The sequence below is a fragment of the Vibrio makurazakiensis genome (assembly GCF_050337375.1).
Classification (GTDB): domain Bacteria; phylum Pseudomonadota; class Gammaproteobacteria; order Enterobacterales; family Vibrionaceae; genus Vibrio; species Vibrio makurazakiensis.
In genome coordinates this window covers 1-21,888 of record NZ_JAKJSW010000061.1, presented here as the reverse complement: position 1 = coordinate 21,888, position 21,888 = coordinate 1, and the positions used below count along the sequence as shown (strand labels likewise).

The window sequence follows — 21,888 nt, the reverse complement described above, 5'->3', positions numbered from 1 at the left end:
GGTAATACATATCGGATAATTCCAGGGGAGCTCATACCTCAACCCAATTTATAAAACACACCTATACTATAAAAACAGAATCAGCAAATATGCAAGTCAATGCACCAAATACTTCTTCGGAGTGTTTAAAACTGTGTGCAAAGGCATGGTCTGTACGCTATTCCACATTAGCCTTGGGACAGGAGGTTAGATGATCATTAACCATTCCCGTAGCCTGCATGAAAGCATAACAAATGGTTTCTCCGACGAATTTAAAACCTCTCTTTTTAAGAAATTTACTCATCTCTTTTGATACTTCTGAAGAGGCCGGAACTTGATCCATTGCGCTCCAACGGTTAATTACTGGTTTCCCATCAACAAATTGCCATAACGCATTAGACAGCGAACCGAACTCCTCTTGTAATTCTTTTGCCGCTCGAGCATTACTATAAACGGATGCAATTTTCCCTTTGTGTCTAACCACGTCAAAATTTTCGATGACCGTGGCAACATTATCTTCATTAAGAGCCGCTAAAGCATCCAAGTCGTAATTTAAAAAAGCACTGCGATAGCCTTCACGCTTCTTAAGTATGGTGATCCAACTCAGACCCGCTTGAGCCCCTTCTAAAGTAATGAATTCGAACAACTTTTGATCGTCGAATACGGGCACACCCCACTCAGCGTCGTGATATTCACGCTCTAATGGATGGTTCATTGCCCATGCACATGTTGTATCAGTCATGACAACTCCTATGAATGTGTTGTAGTTACCTATAAAAATGCCCCAACAAAGGGGCATTTAATTCATTTGGTATTTTAAGTCGGTACTTTAATCTTGTGGAAAATCCTATATAGAACAGGCACCACGATTAATGTTAATACGGTAGCAAAACCTAGACCGAACATTATGGTTACCGCCATTGGTTTAAAGAAAATATCTGGAAGTAGTGGGATCATGCCTAAAATGGTTGTGATCGCAGCCATACATACCGGGCGTACACGACTCAATGCAGCATCAACAACAGCCACATACGGATCTTTACCTGATTTCATTTCTATTTCGATTTGATCAAGCAATACGATACCATTTTTCAGCAGCATTCCCGATAAACTCAAGAAACCAAGTAGAGCCATGAATCCAAATGGGGTATTCAATGCGAGCAGCCCCGTTGTAACACCAATAACAGCCAGCGGAACGGTTAGCCATACAATCAAAGGTTCTTTGACTGAGTTGAACAAGAACACTGTAATGAGGAACATGAACAAGTAACCAAGTGGCATTGTTGTGAACAATGACGCTTGTGCATCACGAGAAGACTCATACTCTCCTCCCCACTCCAATGAATAACCCGGAGGCATTTCAATCGCTTCAATCGCTGGCATCAAACGTTTTTGCAGTGTTGAAGCCGTTTCTTCACCTAGTAAATCTGGGTCTGCAAATACCGTCAGCATGCGCTTACGGTTTTTACGAATTATCAAAGGGTCTTCCCATTCCAACTCGTAACCTAGGGTCACTTGCTGTAGAGGAATATATTCGCTTAACGCAGGGCTCCAAATTTTCATTCCCTCAATGTTACGAATATCAACTCGCTCATCTTCCGGTAAACGCGCGACAATCGGCATTAGCGTTGTACCATCACGATAAACACCCACAGATTTACCTGAGAATGACATCGCCAAGAAGTCATCTACATCAGACTTAGTGATACCGTAACGACGAGCTTGGCTTTCATTAAACTGAGGTTCTAGTACTTTGGTACGTTCGCGCCAATCATGACGAATATTAAAAGCACCAGAGTCGGCATGCATGATATCCATCACCTGCGCTGCTAAACCACGTAATACTGTTGGATCAGAACCTACAATACGCGCTTCAATTTTCGCACCGCCACCAGGGCCAAGTTCAATTTGTTTAAGCTTGTAGTTGATTTCAGGAAAACTAGCTTCGATGTGCTCTCTAAAGCGCTCCATCAAAGGTTGCAAGCCTTCATAACTCTTCACGCGGGTGGTAATTTCACCGTAGGCTGCATAACTCTTTTCAGGTGCATACGTCAGCATGAAACGCTGTAAGCCTTTACCTGCCGTAGTGGTGACATGGTCCACTTCTTCTTGCTCTGATAACCAGCTTTGTAACACTTTTAGTTTTGTGTTCGTTGCTCGAATATCTGTGCCTTCTGGCATCCATATATCCACTTGGAATAGTGGAGTCGTCGATGATGGAAAGAAAGACTGTTTCACATGAGTAAAGCCATACAGACTGACTGCTAAGCCAACAACAAGCGTAACAACCGTCAACCAAGCGCGATTCATACAAAATTCTAGGAATTTCTTATAAAGAACAAAGACCATACCGTTGTATGGGTCGGCAGCCTCACCTTCTGGCAACTTTTGCCCTTTAAAGAACATATCAGCAAAGAATGGCGTGATAGAAATGGCCGTAAACCAACTTAGCATTAGCGAGATCAATAGAACGGTAAACAGAGTTCCACAATATTCACCAGTCGCATCTTCTGACAAACCAATAGGGGCAAACGCAGTAACTGCGATCACCGTAGCACCCAGTAGCGGCCACTTAGTCTGCGTTACAATGTCAGTCGAAGCTTGCAGCCTCGTCCGACCTTTTTGGGTTCCTATGAGTATCCCTTCGACCACCACTATGGCGTTGTCCACCAGCATACCTAAAGCGATAACCAACGCACCGAGTGAGATACGCTGCAAATCGATTTTGAAATACTGCATGAAGATAAATGTACCAAATACTGTTAGTAACAGTATTAAGCCAATCAATAAGCCGGAACGCAGCCCCATGAAGAACAAGAGGACGATAATAACAATCGCAACAGCTTGACCTAAGCTGACGACAAAACCACTAACTGATTTATCAACTTCTTTAGGTTGGTTATAAACTTCTGCAATATCGATTCCCACAGGCTGTTGGAACTTAAGCTCTGCTAACCTACGGTCAAATGTTTCCCCTATCGCAACAACGTTGACGCCTTGAGCAAACGAAACACCGACGTTTAAAGCGAGTTTACCGTTATAACCAATGATGTTACTCGGAACTTCAACATAACCTCTCGTGACTTCGGCTACGTCTTTCAAATAGATAAGTCCTTGAGCACCGCCCTCAGTCAGGATTAAGTCTCCAAGCTGCGATACATCTTTAAACTCACCGGTAGGGTGAATTCGAATGTATTCATCACCAATGCGAATTGCACCAGCATCAGAAACTACATTTTGAGTCGATAATAAATTAAAGACAGTATTAGGCGAGAGTCCTAAGGAGCTGATTTTCTTCATTGATATCTCAATAAAGACCTGCTCTTGCTGCGCACCAGATACCGAAACTTTACTGACCCCATCGACTAATTCCAGCTCTCGCCTTAGGTAGTCAATATAATCCAGGAGCTCTTTGTAACTATACCCATCGCCAGTGACAGCGAGCAAAATACCGTATACATCACCAAAGTCATCGATAACTTGTGGTGTATTAACACCTGGGGGCAACTGCCCTTGTAAGTCATTAACCTTACGTCTTAACTCATCCCAAATTTGCGGTAAGTCGTCTGGGCCGTAATTGTTTTTCATGGTCACAGAAATTTGTGACAAGCCACGACTCGAAATAGAGTTAACTTCATCAACATAAGTTAATTGTTGAATCGCTTTCTCTATTGGGTACGTAACTTCCTCTTCTACTTGCTGAGGTGTTGCTCCAGGGTAAGAGGTAACAACCATTGCATCTTTAATCGTAAAAGCAGGGTCTTCTAAACGGCCTAAACCAAAGAATGCAGATACACCGCCAATCAGAAATATCAGTGATAGCATCCAGCTAATCACTTTATTACGAATGAAGTAGGCTGCGACGCCCGTGATCTCATCATCCGTTTGTGGCTTATTATTCAAATCACTCATTGATCGTCTCCTGAGGCAGTACTTCTACTTTCATTCCGTCTCTTAGCCTCGCAATTCCCGCCACGACTACTTTTTGACCCAACTCTAAACCTTCTAAAACTTGTAAGTTGTCCGTACTAGCTTTACCGACAGTAACAACTTGCTTCATTACGCTATTGTCGTCTTGTAAAACCCAAACAAACGACTGAGATTTATCCAGCGCATCACCATCTGCATTGAACACCGCTTCCACAGGAATACGGACTCCGGCATTCAAATTAAGACCAACATCATCGCCTTGGCTAGTAACCTCTACAGCCATACCATCTAATACATATTCTGTTTCAGGCATAGGCATAGACAGCGTTACAGTGAATGTACCCGTTTTAGGGTCAGGCTCTGTTGTGAACTCTTTAATACGAGCGTCATATTCATTACCGCTAGGGACACGAACTAACGCTTCAACACGAGAAAGGTCGTCCTCGGTAGGCTGATTTACATATAGACGGTCAGGCAGTTGAATCAATACCTCTACATTTTCCACACTGTGGATATTCACCACTTGCTGTCCAACTTGAATATTCTCAAACTGATCGACACTAACGCGAGAAATAATGCCGTCTACGGGCGCTTTCAACGTCGTGAACGACAAATGTAATTTCGCAAGTTCAAGCTCGGCGTAAGCAATCTGTCTTTGTGCTGCTATTTCATCAAACTGAGACTTAGCGAGCAGACCTTTTTTAACCAACGGACTTGAGCGTCGGTATTGGCTATCAACAACCGTGTACCTAGCGCTCGCATTATTCACTTCAAGTTGATAGTCGGTTGGATCGATTTCAGCGATCACGTCCCCTTTGGCGACTCTTGAGCCTTCTTTTACATTGATAACGTTGATTTCACCTGCAACACGAAAACTCAGGTGAGACTTTTCTGCTGCATTTGCTACGGCAGGGAAATAAAGGCTATCGGTAATAGCCTGTTGCTCAAGAACTTGAATCTTAACTTTAGGTAACTGTTCGGATGGAGCATTTGTACCTTCGCTACACCCGGCTAACAAAAACAAAGAGCTTAAAGCAGCTATGGATTTTAGATGATTCATATTATAACCCTCGCTCCTTAATCCACTCAMGAACCTTGATGCCAGCTTCAATACCGCTAACACCAGAAGTCACGATTTGATCGCCATCAGTCAAACCCGATAGCACTTGTTGGCTTTCGTTTAATTCAACTTGCACTTGTTCAACAAGATTGTCTGAATTCACACGYCAAACATACGTCTTGCCTTCGGATTCAAAAATAGCCGAAACTGGAATTTGAGTTGCATCCCCTTTGTCGGCAACAACACGAACACTGCCCGCCATACCCGGCAATATTCCGACATCTGTCGGTCTATCCATTACCATCGTTACTTTGTATGAACCTGTTGTTGGATCTGCTTCAGTATCTACTTCCTGGAAAACGACAGGGAAACTACGACTAGGGAAAGAATCAAAAGTCATGGTTGCCGTGCTTTCTATACCGGAAGAAAATCGATTAAGAAGATGATCCGGTAGCAAGAACACCACTTTCAGCACTTGATTTGTTTGAATGTTCATCACGCCTTCTTTAGCGTTGATGTATTCGTGATTTTCAGCGGGGATAATTGAAACGGTACCTTCATAAGGAGCGACTAGCGTAGTGTAACGAAGGTTAGCTTGCGCTTGCTCTAAAACAGCAAGAGCTGAATTATGATTTGCTTTCGCTTGGTCAAAGTCCTGTTCAGAGACAACTCTATCTTTACGAAGCTTTTTGTAACGTTGGTACTGAACGTCAGCGAGCTTAAAGTTTGCTTTCGCTTGCTTTAGAAGAAGTGTGTACTCATCAGGGTTGAGGTGAGCGAGAGTCTGCCCTTTTTCGACCATCTGCCCGGCATTAACATCAATGCTTTGGAGAAGTCCGGGAACACGAAACGCTAATACAGCTTTGTCACCGGCTTCTGTTGTTGCAGGAAATTGTCTTTCAAAAGTGTTGCTGCCTACAGAAACAGTGAAAAGCTTGGCGGGCCTAGAATCAGGCTCAGGAACCGGGGGGAGGTCTTTTCCGCAACCAAATAAACCAACTAAGGTTGCGAATAAGACGACAGCAGCTTTATGCATTTGAGATCATCCATATCAATAATTTAACTATTAAGATAGATGAAGAAGCTTATTGAAGCCAGAAAAACGGCATATTATTGACTAAAAAACGCATAAAAAATAATAGCTTGGGTAACTGTGTACTCAAGCTATTAGGAATAACCAAGGGGCTTTTCTAAATGTTCTTAAACTCTCGGTTTACTTTGAAGCTATCTGAAGTCACATACGCTTCCATAGTTCTCACTGTCGACTCCATTTTATTGAAGTCTCCTTCTAAGGTATCGAGTAAGGATTCAGCAGATTGTCCTTGCTCCCAAGGCTTATTTTTCAGCTTATGTTCTTGCTTTGCTTTTAGTGACTCTTCGTATTGCACTGGTTGCTTTTCTAGCATGAAAGTCATTGCGATGTACGCTAGCAAAACTAAAAAGCTTCCACCCAGTAATGCCGCAGAGATAACTAGGATTCGAACCAACCACACTTCCAAGCCAAAATAATTCGCTAAGCCAGCACAAACACCAGACACTTTGCCATTCACTGGATCGCGGTATAGTTCTCTACTCATAGTTTCTTCTCCAACTTGGAGATTCCGCATCGAGAATCTTTTCTAACGTAACCACTCTTGCTTGCATAGACTCTGCACGCTCCGACAACTCATTTAAGCGTTGCATATCGGTATCAGACAAACCATTCGCTGACTTACGCTTACTGCGGTAGTGTAAAAACAGCCATAGCGGAGCAACAAATATCAGAAACGCAATTAATGGACCTGCGATAAGAAATGTTGACATATATGACTCCTAATTATTTATTTCGGTTTTCAACTTGTTGCTTCAGTTTTGCAAGCTCTTGTTCAATTTCATCTTGTGCTTGCAGCTCTGCAAATTCTTGGTCTAACGATTTTGCACTGCCACTTTTCGCATACACATCAGCTTCAGCTTCAAGTTCATCTACTTTACGTGAATACTGCTCAAATTTAGCCATTGCTTCATGAGTTCGGCTCGTGTGCAAATGCTTTTGTACATTACGGCGATTCGTTGCTGTTTGATTACGAATAGCTAGAGACTGTTGTTTAGCTCTCGTCTCAGTAATTTTTGTCTCTAACTTGCTGATCTCGCCAGTCAATTTATCAATAGTTTCTTCGACTAGCGTAAGTTCAGTGTGTAGACCTTTAATCACGTCTTCAAGTTTTTGTTTTTCAATTAGCGCTGAGCGTGCGAGATCTTCGCGACCTTTCGTTAGTGCTAATGTCGCTTTTTGTGCCCAATCAGCAATTTGTGAATCCATTGCTGCGACTTTACGAGATAACTCTTTCTTATCTGCAATTGCCTTTGCTGAATTTGTACGAACTTCAACAAGTGTGTCTTCCATTTCCTGAATAATAAGGCGGATCATTTTTTCAGGATCTTCAGCCTTATCTAAAAGAGAGCTGATGTTCGAATTTACAATGTCCGCGAAGCGAGAAAAAATACCCATAATGACTCTCCTAAAATAAACAAGATTACTTAATTTCATTTTAAATATATCAAGTCTCATGCCAACTTATTTTTTCATGCTTTTCAGTCACTTAAAAATAGTAGCGATTTACCCACTGTCATCGTATGATGAATTTAACCAACACTTGGTAAATTTCACCAACTCAAAGGGAAATAAGTCATGCAGCAGAATCTGATTGGCGAATCACCATCCTTCCTCACTGTACTCGACAAAGTTTCGCGCCTAGCCCCTATAGAGCGTCCTGTACTGATCATTGGTGAACGTGGTACGGGTAAGGAACTCATTGCTCAGCGTCTCCATTACCTTTCAAGACGATGGGACCAACCCTTAGTATCACTAAACTGTTCAACACTAAGTGAAGGATTAATCGATTCGGAGTTGTTTGGTCACGAATCAGGTTCTTTTACTGGTTCAAAGGGTCGCCATCAAGGTCGCTTTGAGCGAGCGGAAGGCGGAACTCTGTTCCTTGATGAACTGGCCACAACTCCACTATCTGTCCAAGAAAAACTATTACGTGTTATCGAATACGGACAATATGAACGCGTCGGTGGACAAAAAGCACTGAATGCCAATGTTAGGTTGGTGTGCGCAACCAATGCAAACCTACCTGAGATGGCGCAGCAAGGTACTTTCAGAGCAGACTTACTTGATCGATTGGCTTTTGATGTCATTTCTTTACCTCCACTGCGTGAACGTAAAGAAGACATCTTATTATTAGCGGAATATTACGCGATAAAGATGTGTCGAGAACTAGAATTTGACCTATTTGTCGGCTTCACGCACGACGCCGAAAACGCTCTTCTAAACTATGGTTGGCCGGGTAATGTTCGAGAACTTAAAAATGTGATTGAACGCGCCATCTATCAACACGGTAAAGCTGACTACCCAATTGACGAATTAGTCTTCGACCCATTCAACCAGCCTTGGGGAGACTCGCACAATGACAATGGGGAATCTAACGACCATACTTATAGTGAAGTTTTTGATTTACCTCTCGATTACAAGGCTTGGCAAGAAGAACAAGACATTAGATTGCTGACTCAAGCCCTTGAAACCAGCAAATATAACCAAAAGAATGCAGCTGAACTGCTTGGCTTGAGCTACCACCAATTGAGAGGAATGATCCGTAAATATTCAATAGTCGGTCAAAATACGGAGAAATGACCACACTTTAATGATAAGTGATTGGAGCAGAATAAATAAAATGGTAAATTACCCAGATCTTGAGGCGCTGTTAATGCCTCGTTTCCCAACAAATTTCTTTCTATGAAAGCACTACTAAGACTCGCGTTCGGGTTATGGACTTTTAGCCTGCTTATTGGCTGCGGCGAAGAGCTAGACCACGACAAGATCCGACAAGATGGGTTCGTATATTGCGGGCAAGGTTACCCATATACTTTCAACCCACAGCTTGTTGATAGCGGCATCACTTCAGAGTCTCTCAGCCCTCAAATCTTTGATACCTTACTCCAACTCGATCCGGGAACTTACCGACCTGTTGCTAATTTGGCGACTAAATGGCGCACCAATAAATCAGGTACTGAGTACACATTTACGTTACGTAAAGGTGTCGCTTTTCAAACTACCGATTGGTTTACACCCACGCGCACATTAAATGCCAAAGATGTGGTGTTTAGTTTTCGCAGAATCATAGATAGTAGTCACCCGTTTCATTACGTTGGCGGCGGGCTCTACCCATGGTTTGCAGGAATCGACTTCCAAAACCTACTCGTTGATGTTCAAGCTATTGATGATCTTACAGTTAAATTCACGCTGAGCCGCCCTGACAATTCATTTTTGAATAACATCGCGACCAGCTACGCTGTTATTCATTCAGAAGAATATGCGAAACAGCTAATACTTAGTGACGAAAAAGACTTAATTGACTCGAAGCCTGTCGGAACAGGGCCTTTCTACCTAAGTGAATTTCAGTTAAATGATTTAGTACGTTTGAAAAGACACGACAGCTACTGGCGTGGGGCAGCTAAAATGGCTCAAGTCGTGTTTGATACTTCTCAACGCGGTACAGGTACTTTAGCGAAACTTCTACGCAATGAATGTGATGTACTGAATTCGCCTATATCTAGTCAGATTCCTATCATTCACAAAAATGACAATTTGAAGCTAAGCGCAACCCCTGCGGTAAATGTCTCTTTTATTGCTATCAATACAGAACACCCTGCCTTAGCTGATTCTAGAGTGAGAAAAGCGCTTAACCTAGCTATTAACCGCCAGAATATTCTCGACTCAGTTTATTACGGCACGGGAAGCAAAGCTTATACATTGCTTCCACCAAGCTCTTGGGCATATCAAAAAGACAGTATCCAAGTTCGCTATGACAGAAACTACGCCATTGCATTGCTCAAAGAAGCTGAGGTTAAAGATGACCTAGAGCTTTCTATGTGGGTACCACTGGAACCACGAGCTTATAACCCAAGTCCTCGAAAAACAGCAGAACTCATTCAGGCCAACCTAGCCGATATTGGTATAAAGCTGATTTTATACACCGACGATAGATTTGACCGTACTCAACTTGATTCAATTTCCTCAACCGACCTTCTGCTTACAGGTTGGATTGGTAATACCGGCGATCCTGATAACTTCTTACGACCATTACTTTCGTGTGATTCTGACCGAGCAGGTCTAAACGTATCAATGTGGTGTAATTCTGATTTTGATTTCTTGCTCGACCTTGCATTAGAAATTAACCAACAAAGACATCGAGTCAACCTATACCATCAGGCTCAGAACATACTTAATGAAGAGTTCCCAGTTATCCCATTGGCACATGGTGTTCAATTTAGAGTGCATGACAAATCACTGAGTGGTTTTAGGTTAAGTCCATTTAATGCTCAACCATTTGACCTTATTGAGCGAGGGGCAAAATAATGCTGTGGTATACACTGCGAAGAATTAATCTATTCATCATTACTCTCGCCATCTTGACGGTTGTAGGGTTTTCTTTGCTTCGTTTAGATCAAACCTCGCCATGGGCTATCATGGAGTTTTGGCCGGGGTGGCTAACTTACGTTACCGAATTATCGACATTCAATTTCGGTATCAGTAAACATGGTGTTCCTATTATTGACGAGCTCATGATGGTATTCCCTGCCACTCTAGAGCTGTGTTTTGTGGCCTTTGTTCTTTCACTATTTATTGGTATTCCAGTTGGCACACTAGCTGGGATGAGACAGGGCAAGTTTGTCGATACGGTTATTTCATTTACATCAATGACCGGCTATTCCGCACCTATATTCTGGGTCGCGTTATTGATGATCATGATTTTTTCTCTTCATTTCGAAGCGTTCCCTGTTGGCGGACGTTACGACCTACTCTATGAAATTAAACACGTCACTGGCTTCGCCCTAATTGATGCGTTTCTTTCCGAACATCGTTACCGTGCCTACGCTTTCGAAAGTGTATTACAACACCTAATTTTACCCAGCTTAGTATTGGCATTAGCCCCTACTACTCAGGTTATTCGTTTAATGCGAGCATCGGTTGCTGAAGTGATGACTCAAAACTATATCCGCGCGGCGAGAATTAAAGGTTTATCGACCCATGAGATCGTAACTCAACATGTACTTAGAAATGCAATTCCGCCCATCGTTCCTAAAGTTGGGGTGCAACTTTCAAGTATGCTGACTCTCGCCATCATTACAGAGTCTATTTTTAACTGGCCTGGCATTGGACGTTGGTTACTTGATGCCTTATCGAACCAAGATTATGTTTCGATTCAAGCAGGTGTCATGGTTGTTGCGACTTTAGTTCTTACCGCCAATATATTCTCTGATCTATTCGGCGCTATGGTGAACCCGTTAGTAAGGAAGGAATGGTATGCTAACAAATAACGTTTACCAAGAAGAACAGATCCCGACTCAATTTGAGCGATTTTGGCGTAGTTTTAAAGCCAACAACTTAGCTATGTTTGGGTTATGGTGTCTCGCTTTTATTATCTTAGTGACTCTGGCTTCACCTTGGCTCGCACCACACGATGCACAAGAGCAAACAGGCCATCTACTTGTTCCACCGTCTTGGAATCAGGCTGGTACTGTTGAGTATTTCTTAGGCACTGATGACCTAGGCAGAGATATTCTTTCTCGCCTTATTATTGGCTCCCAACTGACATTTGGTGCTGCTGTTCTAATTACGGCAATTGCAGCGTTTATTGGCTGCTTAATCGGTGTTTTAGCAGGCATGACCAAAGGCCTTATCTCAAGTACTTTGAACCACCTTTTAGACACTGTTATGTCTATCCCATCATTGCTGCTTGCGATTATCTTCGTTGCATTCTTAGGATTTGGTGAGTTCAATATTCTGCTCGCCCTTTGCTTGGCGCTTATTCCTCGCTTTGTTCGCTCCGTTTACATAGCAGTTCATACCGAAGTAGAAAAAGACTACATTCTTGCGTCACGTTTAGACGGTGCCAATAATTTCTACTTGCTGTGGAACTCAATACTTCCAAACGTACTGACGGTAATCGCAATCGAAATAACACTGGCTCTGTCAGTCGCGATACTAGACATTACAGCATTAGGCTTTCTAGGTTTAGGTGCACAGGCACCAAGTACTGAATGGGGCTCAATACTCGGTGATTCCGTTGAGCTTATCTACCTTGCTCCTTGGACTGTAACCCTACCTGGGCTAGCCATTTTATTCACGGTAATCGTGATAAATCTAGTCGGAGAAGGCGTTCGCCAGGCTCTCAATGCGGGGATCGAATAATGCCATTGCTTGATATTCGTCACCTAACTATTGAGATTGAAACACCTCAAGGGCTCGTAAAAGCCGTAGACCGTATGAGTATTACTCTTACTGAAGGGGAAATTCGAGGCTTAGTAGGTGAATCTGGTTCAGGAAAAAGTTTAGTCGCCAAAGCAATCGTCGGAGTTTGTAAAGAGAACTGGAAAGTTACCGCTGACCGTATGCGGCTCGGAAACATAGACTTACTCCAACTTACACCACGAGAAAGGCGTCGAGTCATTGCTCGTGATATTGCGATGATCTTTCAAGAACCGTCAACATGTTTGGATCCTTCCGAAAAAGTCGGCCGGCAATTGATCGAGTCGATCCCTTCCACATCTTTTACAGGTAAGTGGTGGGAGCGATTTAAGTGGCGTAAAAAGCAAGCTATCGGCCTACTTCATAAAGTCGGTATCAAGAATCATACGCGATTGATGGAAAGCTACCCTTACGAGCTCACTGACGGTGAATGCCAGAAAGTTATGATCGCTATGGCCATTGCAACCAAGCCTAAAATATTGATTGCCGATGAACCAACAAACGATTTAGATCCGATAACGCAATCTCAAATCCTGCGTCTGTTAAGCCGCATGAACCAATTGAGCAATACAACGATCGTATTAATTGGGCATGATTTAACTACCATTACTCAATGGGCAACTCGCATTACTGTGATGTACTGTGGGCAATCTGTCGAGTCTGCTGATACAAGTAAGCTACTTGCCGCGCCTAAGCATCCTTATACGGTGGCTCTACTCAAAGCGATGCCTGATTTCAGTGACTGGATTCCTCACAAAGAGAAGTTACAATCTCTTCCTGGTTCTATTCCACCGTTGCAGCACTTACCTATTGGTTGCCGATTAGGGCCACGTTGCCCATACGCTCAAAAACAGTGTGTTGAGATCCCCTATACTAAACGGATCAAGAACCATAAGTTCAGTTGTCACTTTCCTCTAAACATGGAGAAGAAAAAGAAATCATGAGCGCTTTATTAGAAGTCAGTGGACTCGCAAAAGAATTCACCACTCGTTCTGGTCTTTTCCGTAAGAAAGTACATCAGGCCGTTAAGCCGGTAGATTTCACTTTAGAGGCTGGGCAAACAATTGGCTTTATCGGTCAAAATGGATCTGGTAAATCCACTCTTGCGCGAATGCTCGCAGGAATGGTTGAACCCACTTCTGGTGAAATTCGAGTTAACGGAGAAAAATTGGAACATAAAGATTACTCGACTCGCTGTAAGCTGATTCGAATGATTTTCCAAGATCCTAATACGTCATTGAACCCTAGGATTCAGATCGGTCGCATCCTTGAAGGCCCATTAAAACGTAATACAAACATGCCGCCAGAAGCTCGTATGAAGCGTGTAAAAGAAACTTTGCTTCGAGTCGGTTTGCTTCCCGAGCATGCTTATTTTTACCCGCAGATGCTGGCTACAGGCCAAAAGCAAAGGGTATGTCTTGCACGTGCTTTGATCCTACAACCTTCCGTTATTGTCGCAGACGAAGCATTAAACGGTCTTGATATGGCAATGCGCTCACAAATCATCAACTTGTTCCTAGAGCTACAAGAAGAGATGGGGGTTTCTTTTGTTTACGTATCTCAGCATATTGGGATTGTGAAACACATTACGGACAAAATCATGGTGATGCATGAAGGCTCAGTTGTGGAATCAGGAGATACTCAGGAAATTCTTGCTAACCCTTCGCATCAAATAACTCAGCGACTGGTTGAAAGTCATTTCTTCAAGGCTCCTTGCCACTAGAATTGAATATTATCGAAGGAGCAAGGATGCTTTTATTTCGTCTGCTTAATGTAAAGCTTGCAGCTATTGTTGTTCTTGCTCTTCCAATAAATTTAGCCATGGCAACCGGATTGACTTGGTTAGACCCTGCCTTTGTTGAAAACGCGTTCTATCAAGTCGCATTGAAAAATGAATACGCCAGTGGCTCTAAACCGCTCTCTAAATGGAACAAACCACTCAAGGTATGGATTGACCACCGCGTCGGTGATCAAGAGCTTCATCAAGAGCTCACTGAAATGCATTTACAACATCTAGAGCAAGTTACAGGTTTGTCCATCCAGCTCGTTAAACATGAGTCTCAGGCGAACATTAAATGGCTATTTACGCGAGAGTCACGTTGGATTGAAGAAGTACCAAATATTACCGGTGTGAAGTCTACCGATCATCTAAGAAATGCCATTTGCACTGCAGGCTACGCGACAAATAGTAAGAATGAAATCGTCCGAGCAGGTATTGTAATACCAGTGGATCACGCTCGTGAAAATGGAAAACTATTAGCCTGTATAGTTGAAGAAATCACCCAGGTGCTTGGGCTACCTAATGACTCCGAAGATGCCTACCCATCAATTTTCAATGACCAAACCCCTGATGATCTATTATCTCCACTTGATGTCGTACTATTGAAGCTTTTATACGAGCCAGAGCTGAAAGTCGGCATGACTCAGCAGCAATTGCAGCCTACCGTGAGAAAAATATTAAAGAGGTACGAACGTACTGGAGTGCTAAAAAAAGCTTCAACCATATCCTCACAAGCACCATTATTCATACTTGCTGGTTATTAGTTAAAGCTTATTCGGTGTATTGCTTGGTCACGGCAGTATAAGCATAGCTAAAACTGCCATTAAAAAACTAGCGTTTTGACGCCTGCTTTTTAAGTTCAAAATCAAACTCATCAGGGAATAGGATCACGCCTTCTTCCAGCTCATTAGGGAATACAACAACAGCCAGTTCGTCATCTTCTAGACCAACAGTCCAACGGCTATGCCATTTGTTTAAAGAAATTGATTCTGCTTTACACTCTTTCCAGTCACCTGTTGCCCAAGATTCCGCAAACTCTTGATTTGGCCATACAGGTACGCAGTCTTCTTCTTCAGTGTTAAGCATTACACAACCGTGTTCATCAGTCAGAATCCAAATCTCACGGTTCGCAACTACCTCTTTAATGCAATATTTTAATCGTTGCTCGCCATCGTACTTGCTGATTGTAGAGATTTGGTTCTCGTCGAGTTGTTTTGTCATGCTAGGGCTTCCGAGTTGTTCTTGATTTAAAGTACATTCTACCAACTATTTTCTAGGTTGGTATGATTCAATATAATCGAGATAAAATAAAAACGCCCACTGAAATCAGCGGGCGTTCAAAATATAAGTATTGCTAAATTTACACTAGCTCAGCTTGCAACCAAGGCCAGCCTTGTTTCTTACGGCTTAGTGTATTTTCCATCATTAGTAAGCCATCTTTTTCGTGCTTAACTAATTTTTCAGCCCACTCACCTTTGTAAAGAAGACGAGTTTGAGCTGTTGTGATGTCTGTTAGCATGACAGCAGCAAACGCTAGACCATCTTTTTCACAGCGAGTTTCAAGGTCAGCTTCAAGCGCTTCGATCATGCCATCAACTYGCTCAAGAGTAGCAAGTTCAACTTGACCTACAACAACGTCACGACCGTTGAATGGGTAGCCTTTAAGATCTTTTTCTACAAGTTCAGCTGCAGAAAGACCTTCGATGTTTGTTTTCGCAATTAGAAGATCTTTGATGAATGCATCAACGTCTTGAACGTCTGCGATTTCAGCTAGTTCAGCAACTGCATCTTTATCTTTTTGAGTACAAGTTGGAGAAGCAAAACCTACAGTGTCTGAAAGAATTGCAGACATCATAAGTTTAGCGATCTGTTGAGAGATCGAGTGACCTTCAATCTTGAACATGTTGAATAGAACTGTGTTAGTACAGCCTACAGGCCAGATCCAAGCTTCCATCGGGTTTACTGTCATCACGTCACCTAGACGGTGGTGATCGACGATACCTAAGATTTCGGCTTCAGCTACATCATCAGGTGCTTGAGCTAGATCTGAGTAATCTACTAGCCAAATTTTTTCACCTGCTACTGAAGTACGTAGCTCAGGAGATTGCGCATCTGCAACTTCTAGAATGTGCTGAGTTTCGCGATTGATTTCGCCTTGGCGGATTGGCATAGCTTCTTGGCCACGAGCTTTTAAAAGCTCAGTTGCCACTAGTGCACTACAAATACTATCGCTATCTGGGTTCTTATGACCGACAACTAGAATCATCTTTCTTCCTATTCAACTCTATTGAAATCTACTATCTTGTAGATAAATTTGCTCACAAAGCCCATTACTTTACCTGATTTTTAAAATTTGTCATTCCCTATGACGTAACAGATTTTAACTTTCGACCTATATCCCCTAACCACTCTCGACGAAGCGTATAAATTGATCTTCACCTTTAAATAACTTGTCTAGACTTAAGGTACTGTCAGGGGGGAAATTTATGTACCGAGTAGTGCTTACGTTAGCGTTGTTTCTCTTTCCATTTCATACACTTTCAAATGACAAATTAATTCACGCGACTCAGGCTACTTGGCCTCCCTACGTTTTCGGTAATGCCAATTCAGGTTTAGCCATTGATATAGTGTCAGCAGCCTATCGTTCACAAGGTTACTCCCTAGAATTGGAAATAAAGCCCTGGTTACGTTCACTCAAGGAAGTTAAGCATTTACAGAAAGACGCAATGGTCTCTGTTTGGTGGTCAAATAACCGCACAGACTCGTTAGCTTTCAGTGTCCCTTATTTAATGGTGCATCTAAAATTTATCGTACTGAGAGATAATAAATTCGAATACCGCGATTTTGAGTCATTGAAAGGTATGACTGTTGGGGTGATAGAAGAATACGGCTATGGGAAAGATTTCAATAATTCTAAGTACTTCTCACGAGAAGTTGGCAGTGATTTAGCTACCAATATTAGAAAGCTCAGAGCTAAGCGTATCGACGCTATTATTGCAGACGAACGAGCAGCCATTCATACAATACACAAATTGGGATTAGATCCTGACCTTTTCTACTTCGTCGACCGAAGTTTGATGATAAAACCCGTTTATCTTGCTGTTGCAAAGGATCACCCTAATAAACACACGTTACTTGTTCAGTTTATGATCGGATTACACCATATAAAAAAATCAGGGGAATACGATCAATTGCTAGAGCAATACAAATAGCGTCTCATAAAATCACTCAGATTGTGACAAAAAACCAAAAAACACAGTTGCGAATAATTATCACTTACATATACTGATAATAATTCTCATTTGCATTGGTTTGAATATGAACTCCTTTAACTTTGATCACTACGTAACAAACCTCCCGTCGATCGCTGGCTTTCAACTCACATATAAGCGATTGCTATTACCTATAGTATTGATTGCTTTGGTTGCAGCACCCGCGACGCGTGAAATTACGGTGGCTACATTATCCGATTCTTTTTGGGCTGTATCTTGTTACGTTGCTTTCACTTTGGCGATCTATCATCACCTTTCTAAACTAATGAGCAGCAAAAACAAATTAATTGCCCTTTACCACTCTTCACGTTCTCATCAAGTTGTCTTCGCATCCATGCTTGGAGCCTTACCAGGTTGTGGCGGGGCAATAGTCGTTACGACACAATTTATTAATGGTCGAGTCGGGTTTGGCTCCGTCGTAGCAGTGTTAACTTCCACCATGGGTGACGCAGCTTTCTTACTACTCGCCAGTTCACCAAAAATAGGTTTTGGTATCGTTGCTATGGGAATCGTTGTTGGTGCAGTAAGCGGCCTAATCGTTAACTTATTTCATGCAGACGATTTTCTTAGACCAAAATCCAATAGCGAGTTGGTGACCCCTGACAGTACTACCCATACAAAACTTGAACATCGAGCGATTAATTTACAAGGTCTATTCTGGAAATGGATCTTAATCCCAGCCACAGTAGTTGCTCTACTCGGCTCTTTCCAGGTCGATGTTAACCAACTATTTCAGCTTCAAGAATCAACCATTGAATGGGCGGGCGCTCTCCTCGCTATCGTTAGCATGCTGCTGTGGTCTTTAACTAAAGACATTAAAGATTATCAGTCTACTGTTGCTGAAGATAAAAAAGCAGGCTCATCTCACCCTATGCAAAAAACCGCACAGGACACGAACTTTGTAAGCGCATGGGTAATCGTCGCGTTCTTGATGTTTGAACTTTCGATCTTCTTTACAAATTTAGACCTCGTCGCATTAGTGTCTGGTTGGGGAATTTGGATGCCACTAGTTGGATTAGCGGTAGGGTTACTGCCAGGATGTGGGCCTCAGATCCTAGTAACAAGCTTATACCTTTCGGGCGTGATGCCTTTATCAGCTCAAATATCTAACGCGATTTCAAATGATGGTGATGCACTTTTCCCTGCCATAGCAATGGCACCGAGAGCCGCAGCCGTTGCGACTGTTTATTCGGCTTTGCCTGCGCTTGTTGTGGGTTACGGTTATTTCTTCCTGTTTGAGCGCTAATAAATCACAACAAAATAATTTGAGCGATATCCTTAAGTATCACTATTCATTCAAGGATATCGATTCAAATCAGTGACTTTCAACAATGACTAACCCTCGCCTATTTCAATAGCAAAGAAATAACGCCCGCCTTTAACTTTTAGAAAGAATAACTTTCGAAGACAGCCCTGCGCTAATTGTCACTTCTAACCATGAGCTAGGTTCAGTAGTAAGCTTATTGCCAGACCAGTAATCATACCAATGGACAGGTTTTTCATTCGTTAACGTAAACTCTTTAGCTTCAGTGTCAAAGTTGAATAAACAATCTAATTGGCTATGCTCATCTAGTTTGAGGTGTGCATGATTGAGGCTCAAAGACTTGAATGAAGTACTCTGTTGATTCAGCTTTTGTCTCTCGATCAACTTGTTAAAAGTATCCAAAGCAAACTTGGTCATATCAGGCAGCGGATCACCACTAAGTAGCAAACCAGCAGAAGCCAAAATTGCATCCCGATGGAACTCGTAGCTATGACGATCCGTTGCTTGGTTAGCAAGCGAAGTCAACGTTACGCAGTCAGGATCTATTTGCCATAACTTGCGGTGTTGCCAACTTCTGTAAAAAGTCTCTTTTGCAATTTGTTCAAAACGTTCCGGTCTGCGTTCTACGTCATCAGAAACGCGCATTGCGTCCACCGCTCCTAGCGATGGCCACATTGGAGCATTGCAGCCTAATAGCCATCCATCCCCAGCTCCTCTTGCTATCGCTTGCATCCCAAGTCGATAGGCTTCAACTCCAGTCACACCTTTAATAAAACGCGAACCTTTGAGTGTGCCCCAATAGTTGGCGTCTAGCTTAAACAACTCAACACCCCATTCTTCACGCATCGTTTTAACCACATGCTCAAGATGCTGCTGAACCTCAGGATGAGAGGTATCGAGAATATACCAAGGCGTACAACGCCAACCACCATAAGTAACATCCTCAGCTTTGAGCAGCTCACCATCGAAGCTTCGTACAAACCAATCAGGGTGATTTTGAAAAAGATCTGATTCAGGTTGCGCTATAAAGGGAGCTAGCCAAATAGCAGGCTTTTTACCGTGTGACTTTATATCTGCAATAAGCTCTTTTACACCATTCGAGAATTTGTCTGATGGTGTAAGCCAATCACCCATAAAAGCCTGATAGCCATCATCCAATAGCACCCACTCAACATCGTTCAATGGCCCCTGCATACTTTTCAGGTTGTTTCGAATATCCATCTCACTAACATCGGCGTAATAAGCATACCAAGAGCACCAACCGACAGGCGCTGCTTTTGTTATACCAAATCGAGGTTGATGGTTCTGGTTGATTAAGATGCAGTATTCCTGATACACAGCTTCTAGAGTATCGCCATGTAATACACAAAGGCTTTCAAGTTGTTTGTCAGTTCTGTCCTGCGCTTTTACGCTTTCCCCATCAATATGAGCCGTTACGCTCGCATCTTGACCCAACTTATCTATCTCGAAATACCCTGCGAACGAGCGACAAGACGTAAAACCATATAGCGTAAAACCATTTGACTGCTCGATGACCAAGTAATTGTAAAAACGCTTTGGCGAATCGATATCGTAAATACGGTAGCTCAGATTGTTATCAGGGCATCTTCCTATGTCTATAGGTCGCTCTGCTGTACCACCCGTTTGTGCAAGCATTTGAAAGCCATCGCCTAGTATATTGGCTTGGTGTTCAATTGGTGATACAACTTTTGCGAGTTGAAAACGTTCATCTAGCTCTTCAGCATACTGGTCACTGAGTGCAAAATAGATCTGCTTGTTTTTTTGGCTAACAATAAGATTATGAGAAAGGACTTCAACATTGAAATGGTTATTCAAATGAATGGTAAGAGGCATGTATTCCTACAAATTTATACAACTATCAGTTGGCATAATTAGAGCACGCAAAGCTTATAGTCACTAATAGCTCAATGACAAAGCGTGAGCATATTCACTTTGTGCGCAATAGATCCTGACAGCAACTCTTTCAATCYATAAAACGAAAAAACCCTCCAGCTCCGGAGGGTAAAAAGGCAGTGGATTAATTGCTTAAGCATCCAGCTTAAAATGGCCCTAATAAGGGCCATAAATTCAAATCAAAAAGAGATTAGAATGAGTACGCTAGTTTAACAAACGACTCTAAATCACCTTTTTCGATGTTGTTCTTAACTTTGCCTTCGTCAGAAACATGGTAAGCAATATCAACTAGTGCAGAGAAGTTGTTAGTGAATGCATAAGAACCACCAACGTTAACAGCTTCACGAGTGTCTTCTACGATTACGTAACCAGCAGCTAGGTAAACTTGCTCCATAGTGTAACCAACAGAAGTATTTACTAGTTGTACTTTAGTACCATCYGCAAACTCTTCTTCTCCGAATGTAGCACCAATACCAAAATCACCAGAGGTCACTGTACCGTTTACAATCATCAACTTATCAGTTTGATCAGCAAGAGCCACATGACCTTCAGCTTTACCGTTGTCTTCGTAGCCAAGATTTACTGTAAACACCTCAGTACCATAACCTAAGTAGCCATTTATACCATCTTGTTTGATTGCAGGTTCTGCAGAGTTCTCATCGTGGTAATTACGATCTCCAAAATAAGAAATACCGTAAATTAACCCTTCTTTATTGCCCTCAAATTTAACGACTTGGCGAGCGTCAGATGCGTCAGAAGGAGACCATAAAAATTCAATTGTTTGGTCAGCGGCACCATCAATTGCATCAAGTGCAGTATCATTTGCGTAACCAATAGAAGCAACACCTAAATCAGTTTTGTAACCAACCCAAGTATCTGTAATTGTAAATGTCGACTGAGATGTACCGTAGTCATTCTCAATATCAAACTCACCACCAAACTTACCAACAATATTGCCGTTTTCGTAATCAGTGAAAATATCAAAACCGGTAACACCACCGTTATAAACTTCATCATCGTTAAGGCTAGAGTCATAGTAACCACCAACTGCAACCTCACCAGATACAGTGAATTGATCACCCGATAAAGCTTCTACTGCAAACGCTGAACCCGTTACTAGAGATAGTGCAACTGCTACTGCTGTCTTTTTCATTTTTATACTGTCCTATAAATATTTATTTATGAGCGGAGTTTCCTCCTCATCGCCCTGACAGCAAAATTAAATAAGCCAATCCCAATTAACAAATCATACACTCTCAATGAGACGCACCAACTAAAACTAAAAATCTAAAGCAATATAAATATCGGACAAAAATCAGCCCAAACCTCTAATTCTTGTAGATCCCCGTCACACCAACGTATCTATATGACCACCACTAATTAGTTCCGGTTAAACAT

20 protein-coding genes are annotated in these 21,888 nt (G+C 42.3%); 9 read left to right on the top strand and 11 right to left on the bottom strand.

Annotated elements, in window-relative coordinates; genetic code table 11:
• Nucleotides 1–157: 157 nt before the first annotated feature.
• The 7 genes from L4C33_RS09255 to pspA all read right to left on the bottom strand — a co-directional run bounded on the left by L4C33_RS09255 (nucleotide 158) and on the right by pspA (nucleotide 7,457).
• Nucleotides 158–721, bottom strand: coding sequence for a DNA-3-methyladenine glycosylase I (locus tag L4C33_RS09255; protein ID WP_428812148.1), 564 nt, complete (start codon nucleotides 719–721; stop codon nucleotides 158–160).
• Between the two features lie 74 nt (nucleotides 722–795).
• On the bottom strand, nucleotides 796–3,891 hold the full coding sequence (locus L4C33_RS09250) for an efflux RND transporter permease subunit (protein ID WP_428812147.1): 3,096 nt from the start codon (nucleotides 3,889–3,891) through the stop codon (nucleotides 796–798).
• Nucleotides 3,884–4,969 (bottom strand): efflux RND transporter periplasmic adaptor subunit, encoded by a 1,086-nt coding sequence (locus L4C33_RS09245; protein ID WP_489686432.1) that lies wholly within the window; start codon nucleotides 4,967–4,969, stop codon nucleotides 3,884–3,886. The genes L4C33_RS09250 and L4C33_RS09245 overlap by 8 nt, the downstream gene beginning before the upstream one ends.
• A 1-nt stretch (nucleotide 4,970) precedes the next feature.
• Complete coding sequence (locus L4C33_RS09240; RefSeq protein WP_428812146.1) at nucleotides 4,971–6,005, bottom strand: efflux RND transporter periplasmic adaptor subunit; 1,035 nt, start codon at nucleotides 6,003–6,005, stop codon at nucleotides 4,971–4,973.
• A 154-nt stretch (nucleotides 6,006–6,159) separates the two neighbouring features.
• Entirely contained in the window at nucleotides 6,160–6,546 is a 387-nt protein-coding gene (gene pspC / locus L4C33_RS09235) for an envelope stress response membrane protein PspC (protein ID WP_428812145.1), read from the bottom strand.
• Nucleotides 6,539–6,772, bottom strand: coding sequence for an envelope stress response membrane protein PspB (gene pspB, locus L4C33_RS09230; protein WP_428812144.1), 234 nt, complete (start codon nucleotides 6,770–6,772; stop codon nucleotides 6,539–6,541). Before pspB ends, pspC begins: the two co-directional genes overlap by 8 nt.
• A gap of 13 nt (nucleotides 6,773–6,785) precedes the next feature.
• Entirely contained in the window at nucleotides 6,786–7,457 is a 672-nt protein-coding gene (pspA, locus tag L4C33_RS09225) for a phage shock protein PspA (protein ID WP_428812143.1), read from the bottom strand.
• Nucleotides 7,458–7,637: 180 nt separating this feature from the next.
• Here pspA and pspF point away from each other — a divergent pair, with 180 nt between their 5' ends.
• The 7 genes from pspF to L4C33_RS09190 all read left to right on the top strand — a co-directional run bounded on the left by pspF (nucleotide 7,638) and on the right by L4C33_RS09190 (nucleotide 14,804).
• The gene (gene pspF / locus L4C33_RS09220) at nucleotides 7,638–8,642 is read left to right on the top strand and encodes a phage shock protein operon transcriptional activator (protein ID WP_428812142.1); all 1,005 of its coding nucleotides are present in this window, start codon (nucleotides 7,638–7,640) and stop codon (nucleotides 8,640–8,642) included.
• A 102-nt stretch (nucleotides 8,643–8,744) separates the two neighbouring features.
• Nucleotides 8,745–10,367, top strand: coding sequence for an ABC transporter substrate-binding protein SapA (sapA, locus tag L4C33_RS09215; RefSeq protein ID WP_428812141.1), 1,623 nt, complete (start codon nucleotides 8,745–8,747; stop codon nucleotides 10,365–10,367).
• Nucleotides 10,367–11,329: an ABC transporter permease gene (locus L4C33_RS09210; RefSeq protein WP_428812140.1), complete on the top strand. Its 963-nt coding sequence runs from the start codon at nucleotides 10,367–10,369 to the stop codon at nucleotides 11,327–11,329. Before sapA ends, L4C33_RS09210 begins: the two co-directional genes overlap by 1 nt.
• Nucleotides 11,316–12,203, top strand: coding sequence for a putrescine export ABC transporter permease SapC (gene sapC, locus L4C33_RS09205; RefSeq protein WP_428812139.1), 888 nt, complete (start codon nucleotides 11,316–11,318; stop codon nucleotides 12,201–12,203). The genes L4C33_RS09210 and sapC overlap by 14 nt, the downstream gene beginning before the upstream one ends.
• Nucleotides 12,203–13,204, top strand: a complete 1,002-nt coding sequence (locus L4C33_RS09200) for a peptide ABC transporter ATP-binding protein (RefSeq protein ID WP_428812138.1) — start codon at nucleotides 12,203–12,205, stop codon at nucleotides 13,202–13,204. The genes sapC and L4C33_RS09200 overlap by 1 nt, the downstream gene beginning before the upstream one ends.
• Complete coding sequence (locus L4C33_RS09195) at nucleotides 13,201–13,983, top strand: peptide ABC transporter ATP-binding protein (RefSeq protein ID WP_428812137.1); 783 nt, start codon at nucleotides 13,201–13,203, stop codon at nucleotides 13,981–13,983. Before L4C33_RS09200 ends, L4C33_RS09195 begins: the two co-directional genes overlap by 4 nt.
• A gap of 98 nt (nucleotides 13,984–14,081) precedes the next feature.
• On the top strand, nucleotides 14,082–14,804 hold the full coding sequence (locus L4C33_RS09190; protein WP_428812149.1) for a DUF2927 domain-containing protein: 723 nt from the start codon (nucleotides 14,082–14,084) through the stop codon (nucleotides 14,802–14,804).
• A gap of 67 nt (nucleotides 14,805–14,871) precedes the next feature.
• Here L4C33_RS09190 and L4C33_RS09185 read toward each other — a convergent pair whose 3' ends face one another.
• Complete coding sequence (locus L4C33_RS09185; protein WP_428812136.1) at nucleotides 14,872–15,261, bottom strand: DUF2750 domain-containing protein; 390 nt, start codon at nucleotides 15,259–15,261, stop codon at nucleotides 14,872–14,874.
• A 139-nt stretch (nucleotides 15,262–15,400) separates the two neighbouring features.
• The gene (locus L4C33_RS09180) at nucleotides 15,401–16,306 is read right to left on the bottom strand and encodes a manganese-dependent inorganic pyrophosphatase (protein WP_428812135.1); all 906 of its coding nucleotides are present in this window, start codon (nucleotides 16,304–16,306) and stop codon (nucleotides 15,401–15,403) included.
• A gap of 220 nt (nucleotides 16,307–16,526) precedes the next feature.
• Here L4C33_RS09180 and L4C33_RS09175 point away from each other — a divergent pair, with 220 nt between their 5' ends.
• Both L4C33_RS09175 and L4C33_RS09170 read left to right on the top strand, forming a co-directional pair.
• The gene (locus L4C33_RS09175; RefSeq protein WP_428812134.1) at nucleotides 16,527–17,252 is read left to right on the top strand and encodes a transporter substrate-binding domain-containing protein; all 726 of its coding nucleotides are present in this window, start codon (nucleotides 16,527–16,529) and stop codon (nucleotides 17,250–17,252) included.
• A gap of 106 nt (nucleotides 17,253–17,358) precedes the next feature.
• Entirely contained in the window at nucleotides 17,359–18,558 is a 1,200-nt protein-coding gene (locus L4C33_RS09170) for a putative manganese transporter (protein WP_428812133.1), read from the top strand.
• A 132-nt stretch (nucleotides 18,559–18,690) separates the two neighbouring features.
• Here the strand turns inward: L4C33_RS09170 and L4C33_RS09165 are convergent, their stop codons facing one another.
• A complete protein-coding gene (locus tag L4C33_RS09165) occupies nucleotides 18,691–20,430 on the bottom strand; it encodes a glycoside hydrolase family 36 protein (protein WP_428812132.1) in 1,740 nt (579 codons plus the stop codon).
• A 250-nt stretch (nucleotides 20,431–20,680) separates the two neighbouring features.
• Nucleotides 20,681–21,643: a porin gene (locus L4C33_RS09160; RefSeq protein ID WP_428812131.1), complete on the bottom strand. Its 963-nt coding sequence runs from the start codon at nucleotides 21,641–21,643 to the stop codon at nucleotides 20,681–20,683.
• Nucleotides 21,644–21,888: the final 245 nt, after the last annotated feature.